Genomic DNA, 918 nt, shown 5'->3' on the forward strand with positions numbered 1-918 from the left:
CTATCGCAGGATCCCATCGGTCTTGCCGGTGGTTGGAACAGTTTTTCATACGTAAAGTCCCCAACCACGCACATCGATCCTTACGGTCTTACCGATATTTCCACTCCCGAGGTCGCGAATCAAGATGGGAGAGGAAGCTCAATTAACAAAATCATTGGCGCGAAGAAGGGTGGAGATAGGATCGCCAACGGCGCGCGAAAAATGGAAGGGGCGAATAAAAAGGAAGAGGAAGTGCTTGACTGTTTGATGGCTGGCCCGACCTGCAAAGAAAAGCACTGATGAGTTGGAGGCGATGACTGACTCTGCGAAAAAAGAAAGAATTCGAGGGATCAAAGAAATAGGGCAAGGCTCGGTTGAAGTATACAAAGGAACACCTGGGACGTTAGGGAACGGCATTCCCGGAGGACGGATACCTAAACCATGAAAAATTGCTGCTTACTGGTCTGCTATTTTTATCTTTCTTATCGGTGGCTGAAAATTCACCTGGTCAGGACGATAGGGTATTAATTCTTGGACGCGAGGTGGTATTGCCGACAGGCTGCGAAATAACCGATGTCAAGAATAAATTCATTTGTACAGATAAATTTGGAAGCGAGCATGTTATCGGATTTGAAGAGGGTGCGAAGTTTGAGAGTGTAATCAAAAAAAACCACCAAGCCGCCGTCTTTGATCAGCAGGTTATGAAAACCGACTATGGATATTATGTTCAATACAGCGCAAAAAAAAGCGGCCGGCAGTATAATTTTATATACCTGGAAAAAGAAAAGTTAGTGTTTTTCGGCAGCGACCTAACATTGGTTTACGCATTTGCGAGGCTTTGTTGCACGAACGCAGCCAGTAGAGCTGGAGGCCTGGGCCGATGAGCGAACCCAAAGTGCGCAAGCCGTGCTATGAGGCAACGAATTGACTGACATACAG

2 protein-coding genes are annotated in these 918 nt (G+C 46.6%); both read left to right on the forward strand.

The window, feature by feature from the left end:
* The coding region (locus GVL52_RS31395; RefSeq protein WP_200847926.1) for a hypothetical protein at positions 1–279 on the forward strand (279 nt) is incomplete at its 5' end.
* A 149-nt stretch (positions 280–428) separates the two neighbouring features.
* On the forward strand, positions 429–863 hold the full coding sequence (locus GVL52_RS31400; RefSeq protein WP_160012647.1) for a hypothetical protein: 435 nt from the start codon (positions 429–431) through the stop codon (positions 861–863).
* The last annotated feature ends 55 nt before the right edge of the window (positions 864–918 follow it).

The sequence above is a fragment of the Rhizobium sp. 18055 genome (assembly GCF_902706285.1).
In the GTDB taxonomy this organism is placed as follows: Bacteria; Pseudomonadota; Alphaproteobacteria; order Rhizobiales; family Rhizobiaceae; genus Rhizobium.